Here is a 25992-nt window from a genome sequence, read left to right on the forward strand (position 1 = left end):
AGAATATTAATTTGACTCACCTTCTAGGATAGAAAGAAATTCAACTGCATTTTCTATATCATCAATTACTCTCATAGCAGTTATCCTGTTATTTTCATCTATTAGACAAAAACTTGGCGTTTCCTGAAAGCCACCTTCATCAATCAATTCATCACCATAGGAGATTATATTAAATGCAAACCCAAAGTAATCTTTTATCTCTTCAATATCTTCAATAGATCCATCAGTTACTAATACAAACTCTCCTTTGTATGAATTTGCTATCTCTGATATTTTCGGAAGTAAATCAATACATTTCATACAACTTAAAGAAATTGCCCCTAGTAGCCAAGGACTCTTATTTGAAATATTCATTAAATTCTCAGGTAATATTTTACCCACTGTTAAATAATTCGTATTAGATTGAGGTGGCACTCTATGTTTTTGAAACATTTCTTTAAATCCCTTTATCATTCTGGAGTCCTCCTTAATATCATATAATACATTTAAATTTAGTTATAATATCTTCAAACATATTATCTTGATAGCCTATTTCTGCATATAACACTTGTCCTAGTTCATTGACAAAATACGTTCTAGGGACACCACTGACTTTAAATTCTTTCTTCATCTTATCTTTATTACATAAAGATACTAAAGCCCTACCTTCAAATATAGATTTGATATATTCAAAGTTTTCTAGGCTTGTATCGATTAAAATAAGAACATTTAATGATGAATCTTTAGTTAAGAATTTATTAAGCGCTTCCATTGAAGGTAAGCATCCTTCACATGACGTACTATAAAATAGAATTAAGAGATGTTTTTTCAGAATATCATGTAATTTGCACGTATTCATTGTATCTATATAAACATTTTCTATATATTCTCCTACATCTAAACTTTTAGGAAACCTAAAAAATTTCCTATGCCCTTCTAGAATTGAATCCATAATATCCTCCTTGTTTTTTATTTTCCATACAATTATTAAGCCCTTAAATTTCTGCTCTTTTCTACAATAATCCTTAAAATTTTTATCATATCTAACTAAGAAAAACTTTAACATATATTGCTTTTAATTGGAATATTTGTAAATTTTATAAAGTTTTTATGGAATATTCAGGGAATTGATCTATTTTTAAAGCTATACATTTTTAATAGCTGATACTGAGTACCTTATGGTTAATTCTGGGTTTTACTAAGAAAAACCATTTAAATAATGATTTCCAAATAATAACAACAAAAAAAGAATGCCTTTCTATTTAAAGAAAATGGCATTCTTTTTTAATTTTTGTTAAGAATATAAATCTATCATCTATTATTTTCTCAAGATATATCTCATTACAAAAATACTATATAGTAGATCAAAATCATACTTGCCTAATATGAATCATCAATACAATAAAATTCATCATAGCATGTACTATATAAGAAACTAATAATTGTTTTGATTGTTTATATACAAAGGCCAATACACAACCAATAAAAAAATAACCAAATATAAATGGGAAGTCAAAATGCATTATTGCAAAAAACAATGCACTAATTACAATACTCCCTACTTCTTTAAATTTCTTCATTAAGATATTCATAGTAGCATATCGGAATACCAGTTCCTCTACCAATGGAGCAAGAATTACAATTGATATAATTGCAATAGGTGAAATTGATGCAGCTACAACTGTACTAGATGTGTTTTCTGATTGCGTAGAAATTTGAAATAAACTTTTATCTAAAAAACTACCAATTATCTGTGCAAAGAAAACTAAAACAATTCCAACTAGAATCCATCCACATGAGGTTTTTGATAATTTAATTGATAACATAGATTTATAAACCCATTCCTTCTTATATATGGTAAAAATGATAATCAATATAAGTAGAAACCCAATTAGCTCCCAATGTACTAAAATCTGTTGAATCGCCTGCTCTTGATTCCCCTGAATATCATACCAACCAGTCTTAGCCAATAACTGCACACCTATTATTCCTATAAATTGATTCATAATAAAATAAATAAGAATAACATAAGCTGATTTATATATATTAGTAGCATTCAAATTATTATATTCATCCTTCTTCTTTTAGACATTTACCATCACCTAGAAATTCTTTTTCAAATTTGTACAATTATAAAGACATATATACAATATCATGTGGAACTTTTTAAATTATGAAAGCATCATATTTTTTATTACACTTCGAAAAGGTTTCTTTACGCTAAAGTAATTCTTTCCTTCACAGGAATTATCTCACAATCTACTTTTACTAATTTTCTACTAACAAATATCCATTACCCAAACAAAAACAAAACTTCTTTAAATTTTATAAAGGGTTGTGCTTTACATCCACAACCCTCGCTTTTCTCTTAATCCACAGGCACTTCTTCTTGACCATGTGGAATTTGTGCAATTGGTGTTACAATTTGTGCATATTTGTTTACCTGCACTTTAAATTGTCGTGGTTCTAAGAAGTTTACCTGTTGAATTAAAACTTCAATATGAAACGTATCTACTTTTTTCCCACGATCAATTTTGGTAATACGTGCATTGTAAAACTGATCCCCATTTAGGAAGTATCGTTGTACAGCTTCTGTAGCCAGCATACGCTCATTACTTGTCATTTTCATTGGTTCAATACCAAATCCATCCTTTGTAAACAAATACGGGACATCATAACTACTATTAGATATTTTTCGTAGTAAGTCCTCTACTGTTTTTGTTTTCGCGATATATTCCTCTTCTTTTGTATCAAATCCCTTTGGCTTATCTCCAAATATCTCTATTTCATCTTGGTTTACTTGCTCTTCCTCCTGTACTTGTAATTTCATTATATAACGATGAATAGTATTATAGGTAGCAACACCTACTACTATTACGATAATTCCTAATATGACCAAGTACTTACGAGGCATATTGGATAAAATCCTGATTATTTTCTTCATCTACTCTCATCCCTTATCAGTCTATAACATTACGTATTTGCGTCATATGTTGTCCTCTAGCAGTATAGTTTAGACCTGTAATTTGTACACCTTTATTATCACCAATATGAATCATTTTCTGATTTCCTAAATAAATTGATACATGGTTCGGATTTTCATAGAAAATTAAATCTCCTGGTTGTGCACGACCGATATCTGGCACCTGTTTTCCTTGTCCAATTTGAGCACCTGTCCAATCTCCTAGCTGGACACCTATACTGGTTTTAAATACATATTGTGTGAATCCAGAACAATCTGCACTACCTGCAGCTGGATTTCTAGCACCGGATACATAGCTCACTTTCCCTTGCCCAAGCCATTTTTTTGCTTCTTCTAATACTTTTTGTCGTTTAGCATTTGTCATTGTAGGAGCACCACCTGATGATAACCCTGGATCATCATTTTTCTTAAAGAATTTCATTGGATCCGTTGGCTGGTCATTAATACGAATTTGGAAATCTAAATGGACAGCGTATCCAAACATATTAAGAATACCACCGACATAGTTAGATCCCCCCATTTCCCCAATAATCTGTCCTTTTGTTACCATCGTTCCTGGTGCAACTAAGATTTTACTCAAATGTAAGTAACGAGATACAATGCCATTTCCATGGTCAACATAGACTCCTAAACCACCGTTGTTTACATTTCCTGTTTTATCCGTAACCATACCAGCTTCCATCGACCATACGGGGTCTCCTGGTTTTCCGGCGGTCATGGCCCCAATATCTACAGCATTATGCGGTTTGCTAGCATGAATTTCATCAAATGTACCTGTAATACGCCCGCTTTTCGTTGGCCATTTCCAACCTTTATCAGATATCCATTCGCCAGATACATCTGCTACACAACCTAAATCTTTGTAATATTTCAAAACTTTAGAAACGTAAGTATAATCCCCATAGCACGCTCCGACTTTAGTTCTAAAATTGTTTGGATCTTTGCACCCAGCTCTATTTTCATCAGCATGCTCCCTAGAAAACGCAATAGCTGTTTCTTCTGAATATCCACCTCTTGCTAATGCATAACTAATAAATCCAGGACCGTAATTATAACTCTGTAAGGCAAGTGCTATATCTCCATTTGCCTTTCCTAACACATCTTTAAATTCTTGTACGCCTGCTTCAATGGAAATATTCGGGTCTTTAATACACCCTATACGGGCACTTCCTTTTAGACCTACACAATATGAACTTAAGTTTCCATGACTCCCTTCTGCCGCTTGCATCGGGTCATTTCCCTCTCCTTGTGACTCCTGCATCATTTGAGCAGCCAAAATACCAACATATTGAGCAACACCATGTTTTTCTGCCATTTCTTTAATCTTAGGAAGATATCCTGTAACTTTTGCATTAAGGTTAACAGGCTCTCCGCCAGGACTCACATTACCTACACACATACCACCAATAAATCCACCAGTAGTAGGAGCAAGATGTCCATACATACCTTCTAACATCCCGGCTTCTAATATCTCACGCGCACGCTCTTTTTGACTTTTACTAAACTTTGCGAGTTCCATCGCTTTCTCTAGCCCATGAGAAGATGTTGTCACTTTTTTACTTCCACTCGCATTAATCTCATCTATTTTTTTCTTAAAATCTGTATCTCCTAATATCTTTTTTACATCTGGTCCGGAGTAATTTTCAGATTTTGTTTTTTGCATCTCCTTTTTCTTTTTTTCGCAAGGACCATTCGGTCCTGCCTCGCATACCTCTTTTTCCGTATATTCTTCATATTGGATATCCAAGAAATATGATATAGCATCGTGCGGATCTTTACCAGTCAAATCATTATCGTATCGCGCCATATCAAATGCGACAACCTCTTTCCAATCCACATTCAATGCCATTGAAACTTCCATATATTTTTTTACTTGTTCCTCTGTCTTACCTTCATCATCGGTAAAAGGTACAAAAGAGACTAAAATCACACACACAGCAATAATTACTCCCATAATTAAAGCGGCAGGTACTCCAACCGCTGCCACAACAGCACCCACAATTTTTAATATACCTGCTTTTAGCATTTTGGCAGCAGCTTTCGCTGCCGCCCTTCCTGCTTTTCCTGCCAATTTTGCCATCTTCCCGCGCGCTTGCATCCCTTTTTTCTTAATAAAGTGGGAAGCTACATCTTTTAAAGGATTACTTTTTTTCTGTTCATTTGGATCGTTAGGATTTTGACTCATAGACTTATCACACCATATTTTCCATTTTGAGAATTTCTTCCTCTTCGCTGTGCTAAGCGAGGGTTTGGCGCAAATGGAATCAGATTTTGTGGGTCATGTTCTGATAAATTTAAATGCGTCTCTGTACGAACAACTTCGTCCTGTGTATGTGTTACTAGGATTTCTTCTCTTGGCTTAATACTACTGTCCTTCACTTCACAGACTCTTTCAATCCTTTGGTTTGCTTGTAAGCGCGTATCTCCTTTTCCGAACGGCGAAATACGTGACACTGTACCGTCTGTTGTTGTCGCAACCATGTAACTACGATCTCTTTCTACAACCATTTGTACATTCTTATAGCCACCTTGGTCTAAATCAGACATATAGAAGTGACCATTGTCTACTTTGTGATTGACCGTAAGTGGTGGTTCATTAAATACCGGTTTCTGTTGTAACGGTCTTTGATTTTGGTTTCCTACTAATTGATTTGGATTTACATTGATTGAGCGATTGATATTGATTTTTCCACCACTTGAATCTTGTATATAAGCCGGAGATGCTTTCGCACCATTACGATACTGCGTTAATTGTCCATCTGAAATATTTAAGTCCTGATATACGACTTGTCCAGATCGTATACTGCTATCTCCACTACCATAACGAGATACAACTTGCGTCATACCACTAGCGTCTTTTGCTTCAATCCAAGATTTATTATTTGTCGTCACAAGACGTACGGCACCTTTTACAATCGATTGCGCGCCTGTATGATCTGTTGTTGTCGGTACCATCTGTTGAATTTCCTGAATCTCTTTTGCTTCTGTACGGACTGCACTGTTATACGGATTATGTTTACTTACCATACGTGCAGTTGCTTGATAAGCGCCCGCACCACCAATCACACCTGCAGCGTAACTTAAGCCTTTTGTCACATTATAGTGACGCTCTGCTGCATTCCCACCTAATGATGTATTAACAGCAGCAGTAGTCCCACTTATCACTCTTTGTACTGCATTCCCTCCGGATTGTTGTACAGCACTCGCGGCACTTAAGTATGCATTTGATACTGTATCAATGCGATCCGCAAGCATAAGGTGTTTCGCACCTTCCATTACACTCATGCCGAGTTTTGTACTTTGCTGTGTCATACGTCCCACTGCGGAAGTTGGGATAGACATTTTACCAGCACTTTGTGCAATGTTCGCTACACTTGTTGATGCATCTGCATAAGAGCGTTCAATTTCCGCAACGGAAAAACCTCCTGCACGTGCTATACTCGCTTGCGTTTGTGTCGCTGCATATACAGCTTTATTGATTGCGCCACCTGTCTCAACACCATGTGAACGAACACCTTGAATCGCACTAGTAATTCCAGAACCTACTTGTTGGCTTACCTTTCCAAGACTTGCATGGCTTTGTAAACCTTTTGTTAATTGCGAAGTAAAGGCATCTTTATTAATATAGGATTGATTATGTAGACTCTTACCACTCGTATCTTTTGCCTGTACGGGCATCGCTCCCGCTTGTATTGCCGCTTGTTGTGCAACTGCTTTAAATTCATTTCCTTTTTCATTTAGGTGCGACTGCCAAGCTTGCTCTTTTTGTGGTTGAGACATAGTTGGAGACAACTTTTTCATAAAGCTTGCCTGTTGTTCTGCTGCATAGCCCTGTTTAAAGGATTCTGTAGAGGCTTGTACTAGGTTCCCAACATTACTTACTTGTTTTGCTTGCTGACTTCCATTTCCACTTGTCAAACCGTGTGTTTTCACACCATTAACTGCCTTCTGAATACCTGCCGAACTGGATATACCCATAGCATTTAAACCAGGATCTTTTTGTAACTGTTGTGATAAATGAGAAGCGAAAGCTTCTTTATTCGCATAGTTTGTACCGTCTTTTTGCTGTACAATACCAGCTGATTCCGCCGCTTGTTGTGCATAATTTTTGAAGCCTTGTACTTTTTGATCTAAATGCTTATTCCATGCTGCTTCTTTTTCTTGTTGCGGCATATCTGCAGGGAATTGTTTCATAAATCCAGCCTTATGGTCTGCACTATACGCTTTCTTAAATGCAGCAGTAGAAGCACCGACAAGAGCACCGACTTGTCCCATATTTTGATGGCCACTTTCCAACGTTTCTCCTTTTACATCCTCGACTGCTTTTCCGACTTTTCCTAATGCAAGTCGGGAAGCAAACGCATCTTTATTCACATAGGACTTATCAAACAGATTATTTCCTTGTTTGTCCTTCGCATCAACTGGCATGGCTCCTGCTTTTGTTGCAGCTTGTTCTGCGTGGTTTCTAAATCCTTGTACTTTTGTGTTCAGATGGTCGTTCCAATGGTTCTCTTTCTCTTCTGCTGACATATTTTCTGGTAACTGACTCATAAACGTATCTTTATGGTCTGCCTCATAACCCTTTTGGAATGCATTCGTTGCAGCCTTTACTAAATCTCTAGCATTTCCATATGGTGTAGCGGCTTTCTTCATATTTTGTAAATCCTGTTTCCGCTGATTTGAGAAACGAGACATTTGATCACTATTTGTTTTCGCTACTTTTTTAGCAATCTCCGCATCGGACGCACCAGGGAATGCTTGTTTCAAGCGACTTGCCACTGCAGAATCCGGATTATCTGCTTTCCAATTTTCAAAGTCTTTTGTAGCTAAATCCTGTGCGATATCTTCATCGGTTAGTTCCGGATAAGATTCGCCATTTAGATTTGAATACGTGTCCGCACCCTTCTTTACACTGGAACCAATATGTTTTCCTAAGGCTACAGCCCCTTCGCCAACTGCAGCAGCAGATCTTCCAGTAACTGCACCAGTAAATCCGCCCGCTTTACTGCCAGCGAATGTCCCTATTGCCATTCCTTCTGGTCCAAGACCAGCTCCTGCTGTCATACCTGCAAGTCCACCAGCCGCTTTACCAATTGAACTTCCAATTTGACCAGCTTTTAACATACGAGCTGCACGAGATGTTGTACCAACATCTGTCCCTAAATTCGCTCCTAATGCATCTTTCGGGTTATCAGCATCTTCTTTTGTCTTTTCTTTATCCCCTTTATCATCAGGTTTTGCTTTTGAATTACGATAGTCATCACGAACACCTTTAACCAGTCCAGCCACACTTGCTAAAGCACCCATACCCATCATCGTACCTGCTCTATGAATACCACCTGATGCATTGGTACTAAGGCCAATAAAACTTTTCACAATCTCACCTATTGGGATAAACATAGCAAGTAAAATTAATTTGATTAACGGACTATTTGCTGCTCCAATTAAAGAAATAATGAGCCATAAGGTAATCGCATGAATTGCTTGTATGAACACCGCTCCTATAAATTCACGTATCCAATATAATGTCTGTTGTTTCTTTTGTGGAAATAGCCACATACCTACCATTAACGGACCAATTAACATTAAAACGTATAGTGACACCGCTCGCATTAAGTAGTAAAAGTTTGCCCAGACGATGAGACCAGCTTCTATAAATAAACCAAATATAATAAACATATAGTCATTTTCATGACCTTTCAAACCCAGCTCAGTAATGGTAAGTCCAGCCCCACCAAATCCAGGTTGTAGAAATTTAGTACCCTTATCTGGATCAAAATTCCCCCCACTTGCTACATTAACAGCGTCTCTAAACTCTATTATTATCCAAGAATTGATTTCAAATATGAGTGTATAGAAGTAATCGAGGTGCCAAAGAAAAATTGAAATGATCATCAAATCCTTCGCATACTCTATTAATGCTGTTCTATTATTAGGATTAATAGCTGTTGCCGAATATTTTGCCGCCGTAATAACTACACTGACAAGGACACAAAAAGCAACAAGCTTGAACATGGCAGGCATGCCTGTGTCTAATACTTTGGTTAAAGAATTACCTGAAAATAAGAAATCTAAGTTTGTCCCCTTTCCTTCTGTTCCCTCTCCTCCAAACACTAAAACTGGCAGCGGATCCAAAGTTGCATACACCGGACTAAGAAAAGCCTTTACTATAGCAATAATTAAGCCTCCGACCCACTCTACTATTTTCTCAAGCATAATTTCACCTTCCTTTTTAAGAGTACGCTATTATCCTGCGTACCCTTGTACTTTCTTCATATTGTTTAAAAGCTCTTGTAGTACCGCTTCATTCGATTCAATGAACATCATTTCTTTGTCAGATGGATCAGTTTGAATCCAAACCGAACTATCTCCTACTCGGAAAATCCCTTCTCCTTTTCCAGGGTTGTTGAGAATAATATCAAGCTCCCCAGCAGTTAAGTTAAAGTTCTCCTGGATCTTTTTCTTATCTATCTTATTTTGTTCTAAGAAGAAATAGGAGAAAGTAGATTGCAAGATACCACGAGCTTTTACATTTTCTAAAATACGAACGAAGTCCTGACTCGCCCAACACATACCAGCATTTCTTTTACGTGAACGACGTGCTACTTTTTCCAAGAAGTTAACCGTTTGTTCATAGTCGATAAACTGCCACATCTCATCCACATATAATACTTTTCGCTTGATAGCGTGTTCTGGACTCTTAATCCAATGCTCCCAAATATAGTTCAAGATAACGTGGAAAGCGATTGGTTTTAAGAATCCTTCTTCTAAATGACTAATATTAAAATTAACAACACGAGATTCATTTAACTGTGTTTCTACACCACGGCCAAAATGACTTTGTCCATCAAATAATGGTTTTGAACCATCGCGTAAGAATGGACGAATCGCAGCAATTAACTCTTCTGCTTTCACATCGTCTCGATGATGTTCTACTATGACATCGTAGATTTCTTTTAACTCTGGTTCTGGCTTTCTCACTTGAGACTGAATTAATTGTCCATCCACCTTCTTCACTTCATCCATATATAAAGATGAAGGGTGTGAGGTAATACCATGTTTATCAAACACTTCACGAATTGCATCTTCTAGCATTGTACGCTGGAATACATTTAATCCTGGTTGATCAAAGTCTTGTCCGCGAATAATAATGTCAAAGAATCCAAGTATTTCATTGATTTTCTCTAAAATCGGTACAAACCTTACATACTTCACGCCATCACGCTCTACAAGTTCTTTCTTATCATATTGTTCAAGTGCTTCTAGCTCTTCATCTTTATCCGTAATCTGAAGTTCTGTTACAGCAATTGCACAAGGGTTGATAATGATATTACTTTCAGGTGAAATATTTAAATTAATGCCACCTAGACGTTTTGTAATTTTTACGAATTCTCCTTCTGGATCGATAATCATTGCATGCGTATCTGCAAGTGACGTTTCACGGGCTAACTTCATTTTTAAAAGTAAACTTTTTCCGGAACCTGAGATCCCTGTTACACCAATGTTATAGTTTGGAGGACGATAATCTGCATTCCCGAATGAATTTAAAAATTCTACTTGCCCAGTAATTTTGTTCTTTCCTATTGGTATCCCACCATTAAACCTTCCAGAACCTGACACAAAAGGTGCAAATGTACATAACGCACGTCTATCGATATTTCGATAGGTATCTTGTAACGTATTTAGTGCTCCTAGCGGCATAACAGCTTTCAAACCACTCTTCACACGATTCCAAGTACTTGCTATCTTAAAGTGAGATGCTTGCATTTCATCTTCAATATACTCACATAAAACGTCCAATTCTTTCTTTGATTCTGCGTAAGCAACACCCATTGTACTCACCATATAGGAGTCGTTTTCATTGAACTGGATTTCATCCATTAAATTGTTTGTATCTTGAATTTTTGCATCTAAGTCTTTTTCTTGGTCAATGTTTCCTCGTGTACGTTGGAAAGAAAGATTGGAACGTAACATCGTCAGCTGCATATCTAATGATCGCATTGCTTTAGCTTTTGGTTCTTTATGAATATCGATCATGACATCCACTTCCCCAGCCGAAGTTAACATGTTGAGCCAATTGGTTTGCATCATACGCGGGTACCCATCACGTGGAATATAAAACGGACGAAAGAACGTATTACTTCCTAAAGATTGTTTAATGACCCCATAATCTTCTGCATCAATTTTCATTCCTTCTGGAGCAATAACATCAAACACTGTTGTTTGATTGTCTAATTGCGTCGGTATTTCCTCTTCTTCCAACTCTTCCTCCTCTAGCTCCAATTCGTCCCTCTCTTCTGCTTCTATTTTTTTCTTTTCCTTTTTCTTTTTTCCGAACAACTTCATGTTTACGCCACCCCGTTATTTGATTTTTCTGCCTTTTCTTCCGCTAGCACTTTCTTCATTAACTCTAGTTTTCTTTCATTCGTTTCCCCTGTTGAATAGAGGGAGAAATTCTCGTTTTCAATTAAATCCTGGAAACGAGCTTTTATAGCTTTACGACGGTTAAATGCTACATATAAAAGTTCTATTAATTTATCTTTCGTTAACATTTCTACATTAATTTTTGCTTTCGATAGTAGATTTCGAGATGCATTATAACGACGATATAGTTCGTTAAATGCCTTATCTACAATCTTTTCTTCTAACTCGTCCTCTGTATCAGCCGTAATCGTACTAATATCAACCTTGTATGGATAAATTAAATAACGTTTTTGTTCATATCGAGGTTGCGAACGTTGCCAGTACTCTAAATTATCAATAACTTCTTGACCATATAGAACCGTCTCTGGTGTAAGGTCCTTCGCACCTTTCATCGTTTCTGTCATTTTTCGTACAGGATCTGTTAAATCTACAAACTTACTTTGAATATATACTTTCGTATTAAACTCTAATGTGGTTAACCATGATTCAATTTTGATATCAATCGCTTCTTGTTCCATATTGGAAAGTAAATAATAGTTAACTGGATGTGCTTCCGCAATCAGGACAAATGTGTCATCATGATACCGAATCATATGATTATCAATTTCCTTAATGTCTTCTACAAAAATACGAAAGAAGTCAACATTATCCTCATCAATTTCCGATTCAGCAGACATATTTTTTTTATTTTTCTTTCCAGCTTTTTCAGTAGTGTGTTTCTCTACTCCACCTTGCTTTTTCCCTTTTTTCTTAGAACCAAACAGCGGTTTTCCATTCATTTTCCGATAAAAGAAAAATCCTACAATGGCTATCGCCGCAAAATATATCATTTCTAACATTTACAGATTCTCCTTTGCCCATGTAGTTGGCTCGTACCCTTTTCTCCACTTACCTTTTTCGGAGCGGCTACGCATTTTAATAATTAAATACTTATCTAGATACATGTGTTGTTTTTCTTTATATATAAACGCAAACGCTATTACACTTACTACCGTTGGTAATGCTAAAATTAAGCAAATAAAAAATGCTACTACTGCATCAATAGGTGCAAATAGTCGCCATAAAAATGGTACATATAAATAAAGGGATGCTCCGCCACCCAATAGATAAATCAATTGGCGCTTGCTCAGCACACCTAGTAGTGTTTTTTGTTCCGAAGTCATATCAACAGGAACGGTTACTTTTCTCATTCTTTTTCCTCCCTTGTATAAGAGAAGCTCTCCCCAAATCGAGGAGAGCTTGTACAAACTCTTATGTTAGATTGTCGTAACCCAAGCAGCGATATCGTACGCTTTGATCATTACAAAGCCTCCAATTGCTGCGCAAGCTAAACCAATCATAGCTTGTGTACGGTTTTCAGGATTCTTCCCTTGTGCACCAGATAGTTTAATAGCTGCAAATACAACGCAAGCTGCCACCCAAATTCCCCCAAAACCAATTAAGGTTTTCACCAAAGTGTTCATGCTTTTTTGAACGGTTTCAGCATTGGCACCACTACCACTACCACCAAGACCCTTCGTAAAGCTACTTTTTGCCAATAGGAAATCTCCTACTGATGTTGTCATAAGTTTTGCAGACAACCAATTCAACATAATTCCTGCACCTCCAGGTGTGTTTTTGCTCGCAAAACGCAAAAAGACCTCAATACACGCACACGTCCCCTAAGGACATGGCGCATATTGAGGTCTTCTCTTATATGCGAACTGATTAATTTTATATTTTTATTGTAAAATCTTATTACCTTTATATTATAGCAATACGATTTTAAAAAAACAAGTCCTTGTTTACACCTTTATTTCTACCCTCTTTGTTAGGATCGTACCATACTATAAGAATTTTAAAAATATTACCGTCCTTAAGACCTAGAGCATTCATTTCTTCTTTCAGTGAGCAACATAATTCTATTTTATCCATTTTGGAATTTTATCTCTAAGGGTATGCGCTTCTTTTTTCTTATTCATTTTAATCTCTCCAACAACTTATTATGCTCCTTAATAAGAGTATACTACCTATTAAGGAGTGTCTAAGCCTTGTGTTTATCAAACTATTCATTAGAAACAAAAAACAGGTAATTGTGCGTTTTTCACAAGTACCTGTTTTTCACTACTTCTATCTACTCTTTGTTTCTTAAAATTTCATTAACCTTTTCGACACTTAATTCAGTGGCTTCCGCTATCTTCTCTATAGGTACACCTACTTTAATTAAATTATGAATCATTTCTATTCTAGCTTCTTTTGCAGCTTTTTCTTCTGCCGTCTCTATTTCTGATATTCTATCTTTTATTGCCTTCTCTCTCGCCTCATATAAGCGTAAAAAGTCCTTATCACTACTTAAACGCTCCCAATCCTCTATTGCCTTTTTCAAAACTGGATCTTTTTCCATCGCGATTCCCTCCAGGATTGTAGTTAAATTCTCATCTTCATATGCAGGAAATAATAATAGCCAACGTGCTAATATATCCTCCCATGGATCCATTCGATCTTCTTGCCATTCTCGAATAACCTTTGGAATCTCAAGAAAGTGCAATTGCATATTCTCTGAAATTATGTGCACCGATTTTTTGTTCATGACTACACCGACATTATGAAAGTCCTCTTCTCCTGGAAACAGAATGAAATCCACTATATTAATACAAATAGTTGGTCTTAATTCTATATACTTCATCCCCTGAGTCATTTGAGAATAATACATGCCAGCCCAGTAGAACAAAGATCGCTCGATCATGTCTTTTTTGTCGCGAACCTGTATCTCTATATTTAATTTTATACCACTATTAAGGGTAGCTCGCAAATCTAAAATAGACAATTTATCATCCTTTTGTTCCCTTGGAAGATGTGGATCATCTAAATGCAAAGAAATAATTTCCTCATCTAAAGAGGATTGTAATACCGCATTAAGAAAACCAATGAGTATATCCTCGTTTCCTTCTACTCCAAACAAGCGCTTGAAAGCAAAATCAACTCGTAAATTTACTAGACTTTTTTTCATAGATGTATTCATATTCTCTTCTACCTTTCTTTTAGTGAATTTTTATCCTTTGTGGTAATTGGATATAAGAAAAAGATAGAATTAAAAATTCTATCTTTTTCAATCTACCTATTTATGAAAATACCAACCTACTTTTTAAATTTCACAACATCTGAAATACAGGTTTAAATCCCGCTTGCATTGCATCATCCAGCCCCTTACCTTGTGCTGGGTTCCATGCAGCTACGATTACGTTATAGCCCTCTGTCTTTAACTTTGTCGCAAAGTCTATAAGAGCTTTTCTTACTTTTTGATTCTCTACTAAATCGGCATCAAACGCTAAATAGACATTTTCTACACCCATATCCTTTAATACAGGCATAGTAATTCGCCAAGCATTTACACCAGGAATCGCAAGAACGGTTGTTCCTATTTCAGAAAGCTCCTCTTTATTAAATCTCTTTGAAAGCAAATCAGCAACCAGATCTGCTTTCATAGCTCCCTCTGTAATCATTACTGATTTAGTTTGATGAAGTGTACCAGAATTCCAATGTTTTAAATGAGAACTTGGTACCGCCACATGCACAGGAAGTGGATTTTCACTACCGCCTGCCCCAGTTCCATGATTTTTGTTTGCTGATGAGAGCCAGAGATATTTTTGCCCTTTATGTATCTTTACAACAATTTGTCCCTCTTGAAATGGAATCTCTACCTTTTTGCTCACTTCTAGTTCGCCTTCAAAGATACAATTACCATTTTTAGTTATCTTCACAACATTAGGCTGTTCGATTAATTCTGTTTGAACTCCAGTAGGTGCAGATTTCACATGAACGGAGTTTTTCACTTCATCCACACGAACTTGCCATCCAACAATTTGATTGTACTGATTCCGAAAAGGAATCAACATACCAGGAGAGCCTGACATCAAACGAAGAGAAAGTTGACCTTTCTTCATCTCATAGAAACCCGGGATCCCCTGCCAGCAATTTTTATTCCCCATCTGTTTAAATAGCTGCTCCCAAACAGTCGTATACGTATTATCCTCCTCTAACACAATTTGTTGTTTTAAGAAAGAACGATAATGACGTACTTGTATTTGTTCCTCGCTCATTTTTCTATCTCTTAATAAATGTGCATGATGATGCTCTTTTAATGATATGAACTCCATTAATTTACGATTAAACACATTTAATTCCTCATTACTTTTCTTATCATGAATCTGAATTTCATCCACCTCAGGCAATTGATATTTATCTTTTCCTTTTATGTAGTGAATGTAGCTTGGATTACCCGTGTTTTTTCCATAAATCCATTTACTTTCTACACGTGTACATGCTACCTTATCTTGCGAAACGTGCAGCATACAATTACCTGTATCATAACAAACTGGACAAGGTATACGATAAAACTCCCACCAGCTACCTCTCGGATAAGCACTTGTTAAACGAAACTGTCCTTTTTGAATGTTATAATTCATTTTTCCCCACTCCTTATATACTGTTTATTATATATGGGACTATTACTTCCGTTAAACTTTTTATAATTACATTAGGATATTACGTATAATCACCTAATGGATATACAAAAGGATACGCATTACAAACTAAATAATCATTTCTATGTTCTTGATCTTGCAAATCCGATTCCACGTATGCTTCAAATGCTCTAGCAAACATCTTGTGATTTGTAGACTAATACTTTTTGCTTCTCTTCTTATCTAACTAAATTGTTGTATCACAAAGTACACAGACACTTTCGCTCGATAAGACATTCCATCAAATTTTCCACCTATTTTTCATAAAAATAAGCCAACATTTGTGTAAATCTCTTGAATTCTTTGTCAATCTTACGTTCCATACGTGTCTTTATTGCTCCTGATAAAATAAAAGATAGAAATTCATAGTAATTCTTCACTACGGATTTCTGTCATTCCCTCTGACTACATATTTCCATATGGTTCTGTAAATTATTCATTACGATACGCTGACACCTGTTAAAGAGAATACACCCTCTTTTATCGGATTAAGTGCTTGTAATGCACGTAAACTTTGAATAGGACCATCTGGATGTGCAGAATAAAATAATGATACTTCATAACAGATAATCATAATTAAGTCCCCTAAATAAAAATTTTTTCCCAATGTGATAATGGGTTCTCCAATCAAACAGATTTGGAAACAACACAAAAAGGACTTCTTAAAGTCGATTAAAAATGTATATAGCAAAATAAGCTATATATACACTAATCGGCTCAAAGAAGCCCTTTCAGAATTAAAACAAGACTCAGCTTGCTTCTACAGCTCAACCACAACTCATAAAGTGTGAGAATAAACAGAATCAAATAAACAATAAATACAATTACATATTAATGAATTCACATAAAAATTTCAACAACTTTATATTTCCTTAAGATTTTTCGCTCCATTCTACTTTCCAGTGAATATTTTTGTAGAACCATAAGTTTCTCCCGTGTTAAATTGCAATTCTAAATCTTGCTCTCTTATACTAGCTCGTACATATCACACTAATTTCATCAGTCATCCCCTAATATTATTTAAAATTTATCATTGTTTTATATACTCTATTTCAGACTAACTCTTAGATAAATATAAGGTATGATTTCAATAATTTTTCACAGCATTTTCCCACATCATCTAAAAGCATCAACTTTTAGACAGTTGAAATTTATTTTCGTTCTTTGTGTTCGTTTGTTTTGTAAAATGTTAAATAAAATCGAAACTGCATCCTTCTAGTTAATAATTAGTAATTAAAAAAATAATAAAAAAGAGTGCTATTAAAATATGCACTCTTTCAAAAGACTTTACCAATCTCGATGGTCACCATGATCATGCTCACGATCGCGGTCATGATTACGTCTACGACGACACTCATCACAATCGCAGTCACGTCTACAATGACAGTCGTTAAAATCGTTTCTTCTTCGTCTACGGCCGCAACCGCAAAATACTAAATCATCCCAAAATCTATTACAATCTCGAGAATGTCCAAAATTATTATCCCATCCCATAGATATGATTCCCTCCTCTAAAATAGAATTCATCATATTCTATGACTAAAAGGTAGAAATAGTTTGTTTATTAGCCCATGTTTTAAACTAATAATATTTCAATTTGCAAGTCTATCTCACGCCTTATCTTTCCTTAACAGCAAACAAGACGCCACCCAGATCACGGCAGCGCCTACGATAATTGCTATACACTTAATCAAAATCATTATATCCTCACATTATTTATTTCTTTGTTTCCATACCCCATTCTCTTTACGATAAGTATTCTTCCCATTCATGAATCCAGCTGTATTACCAGGGATGCTATATTTCTTATTCTTAGTCTTTTTCTTCATCCTCTTTTCTTCTTGAACAGCCTGCAAATCTACCTTCCATTGTTTCAACAAATCCTTTTTACGTCGCATCGAATTTGTACCCCTCAGATTAAAATGAAAATCCATTAATCATATTATATATATTTATGTTTTATTTTCAATATAAAGAGAGCACCCTCGCTATTGGCGCTCTCAATGTGAATTGGGGTTTATTCTGAGCATTGAATAGGACACGAAGAACTCGTCCTATTACATTATATGCTTGTCCTTATCAGAATGTGCAAAAAAAGCACCCTCGCCCAGGCGCCAAAAGATACATATACTTTGAGGTAACTAACACGTTAGAAAAGACCCTTCCATATCATTGTATGATTATCGATTATCTTTATACCTAGATGACTCATTAAATACGTTTAATGTGTAATTTCTATATAACTATGAAAAAAGCAACCGTTATGGACGTTTTCCTCATCTTACCTACTCAACTACATAAAATAGCTATTTTGTTCACATTTTTGATACATTTATGAAACATTCATGTGTTATCTTCAGTAAGTTCTTTTCTTTTCATAAACCGTGTGGGTTATACCAACACAAGAAGCTCTAGATCCCTAAATCTAGAGCTTCTTCGTTTTAATAACTATTTTGTTCAACTGTGTATAGATAACTATATATTTAGGTTTTAAAATATTATTGTGATTCCCACGTGGTTTCACATACGACTTTTTTCTTCGATTATGGGGTTCTTACGTAATTTAAGGACCATTTTTTATTCAAATAAGGACTTTTTTAAAATTTATATGTACATATTTTTCAGCATATAATTAAATTATCAATATATTAGAGGCAATAATGATTTTGTAATATATTTGTTTCGGAATGAGTGCTGTTTTTAGCATACTAAAGAAATTTCGAAAGCCTCAGATAAACCGGTTCTTGGTTTTAGTTGATTCTTTAATTTTGCTTGGAGCTTTATTCCTAGTAGGTAGCATCTGCATCCCTCGTTTAACCCTTGAGTAAAAAGTAACGTTCTTACTGCCTTTCTTTCTCACTAATTCCAAATGCACTGCGTACACTTTTCCCTTCTTTGCTGTTTCATATGAATTCATACCATTTTTGACCTGTTTGAAGAAGGCCGACTGGCTTATTCCATTCCGTTCAGCTGGTGTTATCATCCTAGAATTAATGTCAGCTTTTATCTTTACATATTAAATAATATTCGGATAGGAGTCCTAATAAATATTATTAATATTAAGCGGGTTCACGTCAGAGGAAGGTACCTTAGGTTGTCTTTTTTTTATTTTCATTCGACATAATATGACAATATACGAATTAATAATTTGCTATTATTATCTAGAAATCTTACATTTATCTACAAATTATTATTGTATTTTTAATTTTTTAAATGTAAAATATTTCAATGTAAATACATACCATTTAGGGAGATGGAGAAAATTATGAAAAAATTATTAGCTTCAGCAACAGCGGTAACACTATTAACAGTGGGGTACAGTTCTTCTGCATTTGCAGCTAAGAGTCCTAATGATACAAAAAACTGTGGACATTTTAAAAGTCAACAAGATGCTCAAGCATTCTGGGATCAAAATGGATATGGTGTTGGGAATGATCCACATCGTTTAGATAATGATAAAGACGGCATTCCATGTGAAGATTATAAATATCCAAAGAGCACAAATACTACAACAGAAAATAAAGAAACTACTAATCCTCAAGAACAACCTAAACAAGAAAACAATAAACAAGAGAATTCAAAACAAAATAACCAAACAACAAATAATAAACAAGAACAAACTAAGCCTCAAACAACTGTAAAAGAAACAAAGAAAAATACTAATACAACTGTGAAAAAAGAAACGAAAAAACAAGGTGAGAAATTACCTAATACAGCATCAAACGGTGTTACAATGATGTTAGCAAGCTTAGGATTAGCATTAGCTGGATCTGTATTAATGTTCCGTCGTAAAAAGACAAACGCATAAAATAGTTCCTTAAAACGGCAGGAGAAATCCTGTCGTTTTCAAATGGAGTGATAAGAGTGAATAAAAAACAATGGATAGGCTTATGTTTAACTATTATTGGACTTACTATCTTTTCCTATTATTTTCTAGAATGGTATAGTGCTAGACAATCAGCAGAATCGTTAACAACTAACGAGGCTAAACAATATGAGACCTCCACACCTTCTAAAGAAAATGAAGCGCAAAATAGCAATCAAACAGAGACAGAGACGGAAACTTCATTACAACCTGAAGAATCTGTACAAATTCCCGCTTCAAAGGTAAACCATCAGTTAGGAGATAAAGTAGCGTATTTAATTATCCCTAAAATACAAAAGAAATACTCTGTATATTGGGGAGCTGATGATAAAGTACTAAAAAAGGGTGTAGGTATGTTTGTTAGTGACTTAACTACTACACCATCTAGAAATGGCCATACAGTTTTAAGTGGACATAGAGATACTGTTTTTACCGAGCTTGGTCAACTAAAGGAAAATGACCAACTTATTGTGGAATATGAAAATAAAACATATACATATACAATTAACAAGCATTGGATAACAGATTCAGAAGATCGAACAGTTATTGTAGAAAAAAGTGAGCCAACATTAACATTAACAACGTGTTATCCTTTTGACTATATAGGAGACGCTCCAGATCGGTACATAATTGAATCATCTCTACTTTCCATTCGGTGAGGATGAGAGTCCAAAAATTAAAGTGGTTTAAGTAGGAAGAAGGCACCTTTGGGTGTCTTTTTTTATGAGTAAGAAGTACTGCCAAGATGCGAGGAAAAATAGGTCATAAGACGGAATTTCAGCCTGAAAATTCTAAACTATCTTTTTTATTTCCTTTCGACATAATATGACAATATCTTTATATATAGTTTGTTATTATTAGCTTGGCAATCTTATATTTTACATAATTGGAGGAACAAACGTGGGAAAAATATTTAAATTTGGATGCCTAGGCATTATAGCTTTATTTGTAATCGGAATAATTGCTATGGTCGCTGGTGGTGGAGACTCAACAGAAAAAACTTCAACAGACACTAAAGCAGTATCAAAAGAAGGTGTATCTTCTGATGTAAAAATCGCTGTAGGATCTATGGAAACAGTAGATTCTGTGGGTAATGAATATACAAAAGAACAAGCACAAGGTGTCTTTAAAATTTTAGAAGTTACACTTACTAATAATCAAAAAGACGCTATTACTGTTGATGCTAATAGTTTTAAATTAGTAGATAACAAAGGTCGTGAATTCACATATTCAACACAAGGTCAAACATCTTTTGACTTAACTAATGGTGGGAAAACTGACTTCTTCTTAAAACAATTGAATCCCGGTCTAACACAGACAGGTAAAATTGTATTTGATATACCAAAAGATGCTGAAGGTCTTTTCTTAAAAGCTAGTGGCGGTATGACAGGTAAAGAAATTAAGTTAAAAGTAGAATAGGAAAAAGGCACTCGAAGGAGTGCCTTTTTTCTTAACAACTGGCATTACTTAATGCCGTAAAATAACACTTAAATAGGGGCCCAATACATATTATTAAAATTAAAGTGGATCAAGTCGGAGGAAAGCACCTTTTGGTGTCTTTTTTTCTACATTAAAAAGCCCACCTATTTCTTCCGTAGGCGAGCTAAATGTAATTTTGCACAATTAATTTATAGCAAAATCATTTGTAGCGAAAGTAATTAAATTTAACTTTGTAACCCTAATACCTTAATAATCTCAATTGTTTTATTATCTTTTATTTTAAAATAAAGCCTTTTCCCTATACGTTCACTAATTACAATATTTCCAAAGGCTAATTTACGCAAATGTTGTACAATCAAATCCTCTGTAATTCTTGTTTGCTTACTTAAATCAGAAACTGACAACGATCCATATGTAATCAATTTACAAACAATTGATAAACGAGTAGAATTCCCTAATAATCCTAAAACTTTTATATTTTCTGTATAGAAACTAAAATCCATATGAAAAGCATGTAACAGATCTTCCAACCTCCTAAAATAAGATGAATAACAACCAAAATATCTTAACATAAAAACAGTAAAAAACAACCTAAAATATCCCAATTATTCATTGAGAAAAATGATACTTGAATGGGAGACCAATACATATTCTTAGAATTAAAGTAATTCAAGTTGGAGGAAGGCACATTTAGTTGTCTTTTCTTTTGTACATTATCTCTATTACGTGCTCATTGATTTTCTATGTACGTTTGATACAATTACTGTAGTAGTATTACAGTAATTGCTTGCGTATATAATAAAAGAAGAGATGCGCTAACATTTCTTCTAATAACTGCTACCATCAGGGTGGTGGTTATATCATTTATTTTTTACGAAACCCACCCTTTTGCTTTGGACGGCGACGAGGAGTGGTTTTTTTGTTATCTTTTTCTAAAATTTTTTTCCTAAAAACATACGCAGAAACTTCACGTACAATGGCTTTCACAAATTCTTTTAGAAGCTTAAACAAAAACCCCATAGGTATATCACCCCCTTTCCTTCCAAATGGAAAGAAGGGATAACCAATCACCCTCACAATATACAGTTAATCCTCTTCTATCATACTAGTACAATCTCACCAATATAAAAAAGACCACCATTAGGCAGTCCTTTTTGGGTAGTTTTAGAGATGAAATTATAACATATTAATATATAAATTATAAATATTTTCCCAAAAGATACTATAAGTTTTTTATAATTATTGATTTCTCAATCTTCATTGTATGATAAATTTTCCTATAAGGATTAACAAATAACAGTAAAATTATCAATCCATTAGATTATTAGAAAAAACTGGTTATCCGTATAACTATTTGGTAAAATATAGATATTACTTAAGAAGATAAAGTTAATATAGATTAACTAAGTAATCCAAAAGAAATGTTTTATTACATAAAAAAAGGCTCCATTGCTGGAGCGCTCCAAAATAAACAAACGAATTAAAACAAGAAACAGACAATTTAATTATATAGATAAAATATAAATAAATCTATATATATGTAATATTGCATATAAAACTTTATTTATTGATGCTATAATAGACTTACTCGATGATTGTTATATTTTTTTATGGTTTTTAAGCAATACAATACCTTCTTAACACTAAGTGTACAAGTAAAAGAAGACATTTTAATCGATATCTTCTTTTTTTATAATAACAACACAATAAATTTCTTTATGAATTAGAGGAAACTCTAAAACAAGAAAAAGTATTGTTGTAATCAAAAACTGGGCATCAAACAAAAAGAATAAAAAACAGGTAATTGTTCGTAATCACAATTACCTGTTTTTTATCATTTATATTTACTCTTTATTTTTTAAAAATTTCATTAACCTCTCCTACACTTAATTCAGTGGCTTCCGCTATCTTCTCTATAGGTACACCTACTTTAATTAAATTGTGAATCATCTCTATTTTAGTTGCTATTCTAGCTTCTTTTGCAGCTTTTTCTTCTGTCGTCTCTATTTCTGATATTCTATCTTTTATTGCCTTCTCTCTCGCCTCATATAAGCGTAAACAGTCTTTATCACTACTTAAACGCTCCCAATCCTCCATTGCCTTTTTCAAAACTGGATCTTTTTCCATCGCGATTCCCTCCAGGATTGTAGTTAATTTCTCATCTTCATATGCAGGAAATAATAATAGCCAACGCGCTAATATATCCTTCCATGGATCCATTCGATTTTCTTGCCATTCTCGAATAACCTTTGGAATCCCAAGAAAATGCAATTGCCTATTCTCTGAAATTATGTGCTCCGATTTTTTGTTCATGACTACACCGACATTATGAAAGTCCTCTTCTCCTGGAAACAGAATGAAATCCACTATATTAATACAAATAGTTGGTCTTAATTCTGTATACTTCATCCCCTGAGTCATTTGAGAATAATACATGCCAGCCCAGTAGAACAAAGATCGCTCGATCATGTCTTTTTTGTCACGAACCTGTATCTCTATATTTAATTTTATACCACTATTAAGGATAGCTCGTAAATCTAAAATAGACAATTTATCATCCTTTTGTTCCCTTGGAAGATGTGGATCATCTAAATGCAAAGAAATAATTTCCTCATCTAAAGAGGATTGTAATACCGCATTAAGAAAACCAATGAGTATATCCTCGTTTCCTTCTACTCCAAACAAGCGCTTGAAAGCAAAATCAACTCATAAATTTACTAGATTTTTTTCATAGATGTATTCATATTCTCTTCTACCTTTCTTTTAGTGAATTTAAATCCTCTGTAGTAATTGAATATAAGAAAAAGATAGGATTACAAACTCTATCTTTTTAAATTTACCTTCAGAAAGTTTACTTTTTTCTGCACGCTTAACCACTTCTAGCACTCCATCATGATGCACAATCATTGCAAGATCATCTTTCTTAAAAAGACAATCCACATCTGCAGTTTTTACATGATAGCTGTGTAGAATCGGCTTCCATTTCTAGCAAATCACTGATTGCAGTAAAGCAATAACTTTTCCCTCTAAAGCATCTCTCCATTGAACTACCCCCACTTTCACTTCGTTTAGAAGTGAGGGATTCCTAAGTAAAGAGTTCTATCGAACTCTAATTGATTAGGCTAACCCCGCATTCCTTGCGGTTAGAAGCCTTATTGCTTCATTCTTTAGATTGATACTTGCGTTAATATCCCTATCATGGTTTGCACGACAAGAAGGACAGTCCCATTCACGTAGGTTTAGATTTTTAACGTCTTTATTTTGATATCCACAACAAGAACATAATTGGCTGGAAGCAAATGTTTTCGATACGACAATAACTTGTTTGCCATACCATTTTGCTTTGTATTCTAACATGGATCAAAATTGCGACCAAGATACCTCACTAATTGCTTTTGCTAACTTATGATTCTTTAACATATTCGATACTTGCAAATCCTCTATACCGATAACATCGTGGTTTTTGATGATTTCAGTTGAATTTTTTACTACCAACCATTAAAATATTTTATAATCGTTATATATAAACTTATTTTTAGGAGTAGATAGAATGCCAGTTACACTCGAACTTATTCTTTTCATTCTTATAGCAATTAGTGCTGTTGGCTATTTGATAAAAGAATCTCAAAAAACTAAGAAAAGAACCCTTGGAATTTCACTAGAACTTTTAGTTCTTTTCTGGTCAATCTGGAGAATATCGACTATCATAATCCAAATTTCAGAATATAATCTCTCGTGAATAAAATTCAATATTCCGTCAATAATGTATATGACATCAGATTTTCTCCTTGTTCCCGCTTGGAGAACCGAGCAGTTAGCTAATTTGGCTAGCTGCTTTGTTGTGTAAAACAAAGCATTTATAAAAAGCTTTCTCAACATCCAATCAATGGAAGTCAATTACCTTTTATGGTAATGTGTTGGTAATCCCATAAAGATCTATCGTTCCATTAACAGGACCCGTCCCCCTAATCGGGTCCTGTTAAATGTTCTCTATTAAAACAGTGTTTTTGTTCAACTATCATCTTCGCTTCTTCACATTCTACAATTCCATATGCAATATTACATATCCTATATGTTCAATTTATAAACATGTAATAATTGGTTTATAAAATATTTAAAACTAATATTGAAAGGAGAATACTAAATGTCTTTCTTTTCGTGGTCTCCTCTTATTTTCTTAGCAGTTGTTGCAATTATGATTTCTATTAAAAAGAATAAGAAACAATAGTTTTAAATAGTTACAATAATTTATTTCTAGGAGGTGTATTTATGTCATTTACAGTATGGAGTGCAATTTTTATGACTTTAATCGGCGCAATGTCCGGAGCAATCTTTGGTACAATTTCTTCTAAGAAGAGTAAAAATACCAACTAAAAACCTACTAATAAAAATGAATTTTTATTTTAGTGACAGCTGATACGATTTTAATATTTCAGCTGTCATTTTCCATTCAAATAACTATTTTGTTCACTTTTTTGATACATTTACGAAATATTTATATGTTATCTTCAGTAAGTTCTTTTCTTTTCATAACATTGTGTGAGTTATACCAACACAAGAGGCCCTAGATCCCTAAATCTAGGGATCCTTCGTTTAAATAACTATGTTGTTCGATTTGATGTATAGACAACTGTATATTTAGATGTTAAAATATTATTGTGATTCCCACTAGGTTTCACATACAACTTTTTTTCTGCGATTATGGGGTTCTTACGTAATAGTAAGGACCCTTTTTTTATTTAGTGCCCATAGCCAGTAAATCCGAGGCCCATATTTCTCCTTTCTGATTCCAATAATCC

At 34.5% G+C, this 25992-nt stretch carries 21 protein-coding genes and 4 pseudogenes; 4 read left to right on the forward strand and 21 right to left on the reverse strand.

Features of this window, described 5'->3' with window-relative positions:
* Positions 1–6: 6 nt before the first annotated feature.
* The 17 genes and pseudogenes from V7S45_RS29525 to V7S45_RS29605 form a co-directional block, all read right to left on the reverse strand.
* Positions 7–453 carry a hypothetical protein gene (locus tag V7S45_RS29525; RefSeq protein WP_025690462.1) on the reverse strand — a complete coding sequence of 149 codons (447 nt, stop codon included), beginning with the start codon at positions 451–453 and terminating at the stop codon, positions 7–9.
* A gap of 19 nt (positions 454–472) precedes the next feature.
* Positions 473–931 carry a redoxin domain-containing protein gene (locus tag V7S45_RS29530; protein WP_000377270.1) on the reverse strand — a complete coding sequence of 153 codons (459 nt, stop codon included), beginning with the start codon at positions 929–931 and terminating at the stop codon, positions 473–475.
* A gap of 418 nt (positions 932–1349) precedes the next feature.
* A complete protein-coding gene (locus V7S45_RS29535; protein ID WP_342762030.1) occupies positions 1350–2039 on the reverse strand; it encodes a CPBP family intramembrane glutamic endopeptidase in 690 nt (229 codons plus the stop codon).
* 308 nt (positions 2040–2347) lie between these two features.
* Entirely contained in the window at positions 2348–2923 is a 576-nt protein-coding gene (locus tag V7S45_RS29540) for a hypothetical protein (protein WP_342762031.1), read from the reverse strand.
* A gap of 16 nt (positions 2924–2939) precedes the next feature.
* Positions 2940–5147, reverse strand: a complete 2208-nt coding sequence (locus V7S45_RS29545; RefSeq protein WP_000081387.1) for a lysozyme family protein — start codon at positions 5145–5147, stop codon at positions 2940–2942.
* On the reverse strand, positions 5144–9178 hold the full coding sequence (locus tag V7S45_RS29550) for a hypothetical protein (protein WP_342762032.1): 4035 nt from the start codon (positions 9176–9178) through the stop codon (positions 5144–5146). Before V7S45_RS29550 ends, V7S45_RS29545 begins: the two co-directional genes overlap by 4 nt.
* Before the next feature lie 30 nt (positions 9179–9208).
* Positions 9209–11308, reverse strand: a complete 2100-nt coding sequence (locus V7S45_RS29555) for a DUF87 domain-containing protein (protein WP_025690456.1) — start codon at positions 11306–11308, stop codon at positions 9209–9211.
* A 2-nt stretch (positions 11309–11310) separates the two neighbouring features.
* Complete coding sequence (locus V7S45_RS29560; protein ID WP_000892006.1) at positions 11311–12225, reverse strand: hypothetical protein; 915 nt, start codon at positions 12223–12225, stop codon at positions 11311–11313.
* Positions 12226–12576: a PrgI family protein gene (locus tag V7S45_RS29565; protein WP_001233534.1), complete on the reverse strand. Its 351-nt coding sequence runs from the start codon at positions 12574–12576 to the stop codon at positions 12226–12228.
* 66 nt (positions 12577–12642) lie between these two features.
* Positions 12643–13064 (reverse strand): annotated as a pseudogene (locus tag V7S45_RS29570) (hypothetical protein).
* An 86-nt stretch (positions 13065–13150) separates the two neighbouring features.
* Positions 13151–13347 (reverse strand): annotated as a pseudogene (locus V7S45_RS29575) (hypothetical protein).
* 152 nt (positions 13348–13499) lie between these two features.
* A complete protein-coding gene (locus tag V7S45_RS29580; RefSeq protein ID WP_342762033.1) occupies positions 13500–14387 on the reverse strand; it encodes an Rpn family recombination-promoting nuclease/putative transposase in 888 nt (295 codons plus the stop codon).
* A gap of 130 nt (positions 14388–14517) precedes the next feature.
* Positions 14518–15831 carry a DUF3854 domain-containing protein gene (locus tag V7S45_RS29585; RefSeq protein WP_342762034.1) on the reverse strand — a complete coding sequence of 438 codons (1314 nt, stop codon included), beginning with the start codon at positions 15829–15831 and terminating at the stop codon, positions 14518–14520.
* 13 nt (positions 15832–15844) lie between these two features.
* Positions 15845–16235 (reverse strand): annotated as a pseudogene (locus V7S45_RS29590) (LPD1 domain-containing protein); the annotation flags it as partial.
* A 92-nt stretch (positions 16236–16327) separates the two neighbouring features.
* Complete coding sequence (locus V7S45_RS29595; RefSeq protein ID WP_000582546.1) at positions 16328–16462, reverse strand: hypothetical protein; 135 nt, start codon at positions 16460–16462, stop codon at positions 16328–16330.
* Positions 16463–17175: 713 nt separating this feature from the next.
* Complete coding sequence (locus tag V7S45_RS29600) at positions 17176–17382, reverse strand: hypothetical protein (protein ID WP_002164663.1); 207 nt, start codon at positions 17380–17382, stop codon at positions 17176–17178.
* A gap of 218 nt (positions 17383–17600) precedes the next feature.
* Complete coding sequence (locus tag V7S45_RS29605; protein WP_001253140.1) at positions 17601–17786, reverse strand: hypothetical protein; 186 nt, start codon at positions 17784–17786, stop codon at positions 17601–17603.
* A 1367-nt stretch (positions 17787–19153) separates the two neighbouring features.
* Between V7S45_RS29605 and V7S45_RS29610 the strand changes: the two genes are divergently transcribed.
* The 3 genes from V7S45_RS29610 to V7S45_RS29620 all read left to right on the forward strand — a co-directional run bounded on the left by V7S45_RS29610 (position 19154) and on the right by V7S45_RS29620 (position 21172).
* Entirely contained in the window at positions 19154–19696 is a 543-nt protein-coding gene (locus V7S45_RS29610) for an excalibur calcium-binding domain-containing protein (RefSeq protein WP_000734542.1), read from the forward strand.
* A 56-nt stretch (positions 19697–19752) separates the two neighbouring features.
* A complete protein-coding gene (locus V7S45_RS29615) occupies positions 19753–20412 on the forward strand; it encodes a class D sortase (protein ID WP_001036091.1) in 660 nt (219 codons plus the stop codon).
* Between the two features lie 241 nt (positions 20413–20653).
* A complete protein-coding gene (locus V7S45_RS29620; protein ID WP_000516002.1) occupies positions 20654–21172 on the forward strand; it encodes a DUF4352 domain-containing protein in 519 nt (172 codons plus the stop codon).
* A gap of 245 nt (positions 21173–21417) precedes the next feature.
* On the opposite strand, the gene V7S45_RS29625 is transcribed toward V7S45_RS29620, so the two are convergent.
* The 4 genes and pseudogenes from V7S45_RS29625 to V7S45_RS29640 all read right to left on the reverse strand — a co-directional run.
* Positions 21418–21696, reverse strand: coding sequence for an ArsR family transcriptional regulator (locus V7S45_RS29625; RefSeq protein ID WP_000347619.1), 279 nt, complete (start codon positions 21694–21696; stop codon positions 21418–21420).
* 361 nt (positions 21697–22057) lie between these two features.
* Entirely contained in the window at positions 22058–22213 is a 156-nt protein-coding gene (locus tag V7S45_RS29630) for a hypothetical protein (protein ID WP_000506118.1), read from the reverse strand.
* 831 nt (positions 22214–23044) lie between these two features.
* Positions 23045–23878, reverse strand: a complete 834-nt coding sequence (locus tag V7S45_RS29635) for an Rpn family recombination-promoting nuclease/putative transposase (RefSeq protein WP_342762035.1) — start codon at positions 23876–23878, stop codon at positions 23045–23047.
* Between the two features lie 432 nt (positions 23879–24310).
* Positions 24311–24727, reverse strand: a pseudogene (locus V7S45_RS29640) (RNA-guided endonuclease TnpB family protein); the annotation flags it as partial.
* A gap of 16 nt (positions 24728–24743) precedes the next feature.
* Here V7S45_RS29640 and V7S45_RS29645 point away from each other — a divergent pair.
* Positions 24744–24932, forward strand: a complete 189-nt coding sequence (locus V7S45_RS29645; protein ID WP_001145518.1) for a hypothetical protein — start codon at positions 24744–24746, stop codon at positions 24930–24932.
* The last annotated feature ends 1060 nt before the right edge of the window (positions 24933–25992 follow it).

This window comes from Bacillus sp. BR3(2024), assembly GCF_039134555.1.
Taxonomy (GTDB): Bacteria; Bacillota; Bacilli; order Bacillales; family Bacillaceae_G; genus Bacillus_A; species Bacillus_A cereus.

What these genes read in the sequence shown, in the direction of transcription:
- V7S45_RS29585 (WP_342762034.1), bottom strand. Translation starts at nt 15,831, where the DNA reads ATGAATTATAACATTCAAAAAGGACAGTTTCGTTTAACAAGTGCTTAT.
- V7S45_RS29560 (WP_000892006.1), bottom strand. Translation starts at nt 12,225, where the DNA reads ATGTTAGAAATGATATATTTTGCGGCGATAGCCATTGTAGGATTTTTC.
- V7S45_RS29625 (WP_000347619.1), bottom strand. Translation starts at nt 21,696, where the DNA reads ATGGATTTTAGTTTCTATACAGAAAATATAAAAGTTTTAGGATTATTA.
- V7S45_RS29525 (WP_025690462.1), bottom strand. Translation starts at nt 453, where the DNA reads ATGATAAAGGGATTTAAAGAAATGTTTCAAAAACATAGAGTGCCACCT.
- V7S45_RS29595 (WP_000582546.1), bottom strand. Translation starts at nt 16,462, where the DNA reads ATGATTATCTGTTATGAAGTATCATTATTTTATTCTGCACATCCAGAT.
- V7S45_RS29530 (WP_000377270.1), bottom strand. Translation starts at nt 931, where the DNA reads ATGGATTCAATTCTAGAAGGGCATAGGAAATTTTTTAGGTTTCCTAAA.
- V7S45_RS29600 (WP_002164663.1), bottom strand. Translation starts at nt 17,382, where the DNA reads ATGGGATGGGATAATAATTTTGGACATTCTCGAGATTGTAATAGATTT.
- V7S45_RS29610 (WP_000734542.1), top strand. Translation starts at nt 19,154, where the DNA reads ATGAAAAAATTATTAGCTTCAGCAACAGCGGTAACACTATTAACAGTG.
- V7S45_RS29645 (WP_001145518.1), top strand. Translation starts at nt 24,744, where the DNA reads ATGCCAGTTACACTCGAACTTATTCTTTTCATTCTTATAGCAATTAGT.
- V7S45_RS29630 (WP_000506118.1), bottom strand. Translation starts at nt 22,213, where the DNA reads ATGGGGTTTTTGTTTAAGCTTCTAAAAGAATTTGTGAAAGCCATTGTA.
- V7S45_RS29550 (WP_342762032.1), bottom strand. Translation starts at nt 9,178, where the DNA reads ATGCTTGAGAAAATAGTAGAGTGGGTCGGAGGCTTAATTATTGCTATA.
- V7S45_RS29565 (WP_001233534.1), bottom strand. Translation starts at nt 12,576, where the DNA reads ATGAGAAAAGTAACCGTTCCTGTTGATATGACTTCGGAACAAAAAACA.
- V7S45_RS29555 (WP_025690456.1), bottom strand. Translation starts at nt 11,308, where the DNA reads ATGAAGTTGTTCGGAAAAAAGAAAAAGGAAAAGAAAAAAATAGAAGCA.
- V7S45_RS29545 (WP_000081387.1), bottom strand. Translation starts at nt 5,147, where the DNA reads ATGAGTCAAAATCCTAACGATCCAAATGAACAGAAAAAAAGTAATCCT.
- V7S45_RS29540 (WP_342762031.1), bottom strand. Translation starts at nt 2,923, where the DNA reads ATGAAGAAAATAATCAGGATTTTATCCAATATGCCTCGTAAGTACTTG.
- V7S45_RS29605 (WP_001253140.1), bottom strand. Translation starts at nt 17,786, where the DNA reads ATGCGACGTAAAAAGGATTTGTTGAAACAATGGAAGGTAGATTTGCAG.
- V7S45_RS29580 (WP_342762033.1), bottom strand. Translation starts at nt 14,387, where the DNA reads ATGAATACATCTATGAAAAAAAGTCTAGTAAATTTACGAGTTGATTTT.